The 1,014-nt window shown below is 47.5% G+C and carries 1 protein-coding gene; it reads left to right on the top strand.

Features of this window, described 5'->3' with window-relative positions; all coding sequences use genetic code 11:
• Positions 1–47: 47 nt before the first annotated feature.
• On the top strand, positions 48–1,014 hold a 967-nt coding region (locus EXE45_RS16925; RefSeq protein ID WP_137695020.1), incomplete at its 3' end, for a hypothetical protein.

The raw sequence follows: 1,014 nt of genomic DNA, 5'->3' as shown, positions 1-1,014 counted from the left end.
TTTGTGATTGACAATCAGGGTGAACTTGACATCGAAATATCGCCTGAATGAGTTCTAATTCTCAATCAACTGAGGAGGTGATTACTTTACAGGAGCGGACAGAGACGGACCTCTCCAATCAAGCACTCACGGAGGAAGATTACGCCGCCCTTGATAAGCATGATAATGTAAGTAGTGTGTCCATTGCCTCTGAAAAAGTCAAAATAAAGCAGCACATTGGACATATCGGGCTTCCAAGTGGAGCGTATCTTGAGGTACTCCCCAAAGATAGCCTAGAGGGATTCAAACTATTATACTATCTAGCGAAGGCGGGTCGGGTAAGCGAAGAACTTGTCACTAGTAGAGGAGAGATCGGGTTCTCGGTTGGAGAGTCATTCATTGAAGTCGTAGGACAGGTCTACGCGCAAGAGATTAAACGACTGTTACGAAGGGGGATCCACAAACGATACCTCCCCAAGCAGCGAGCGACTGACCACGTCAAGGGTCAGCTTCAGGTGACCAAACAATTAGCTCGTCAGGAGCCGTTCGCAACTTCCTTCGAAAGTCAGTATGATGAACTCACGGCGGACATTCCTCTCAATCAGTTAATTCTATTTGCTGCTGTTAAACTGGCAGAAGAGGTTCCGGAACCTACAGTAGAGGACAGACTCAGGCGACAGATCAGAGATCTTCAACGGATAGTCTCACTCCCTCTAACCCCACCACATCCATCCGAAGTCACGCTTACCAGAGAAACGCAGGGGTACAAGCCGCTGGTGAAGTTTGCAGAACAGATCCTCGACGAGAATTATATCGATACCTTCGGTCAGCAGACTAAGGTGATTGAATCTCTGCTCATCAACACAGAGACATTGTTCGAAGAAGTAGTCTATTCTCTCGTCGCTGACGTGGTCCATGGCTCTCGTTACATTCCAGAAGGAGATGGAGATCCTGAGTCAGAAGCAGATTCGGACATCGGGCATCTGTTGAGGGACGAATCAGGAGATGGAATACAAGGAATGCAACCAGATATTT

The sequence above is a fragment of the Halorubrum sp. SP9 genome, assembly GCF_005435015.1.
In the GTDB taxonomy this organism is placed as follows: domain Archaea; phylum Halobacteriota; class Halobacteria; order Halobacteriales; family Haloferacaceae; genus Halorubrum; species Halorubrum sodomense.
Note: the sequence above shows the minus strand (reverse complement) of the source record. Positions and strands in the feature narration are given on the sequence as shown.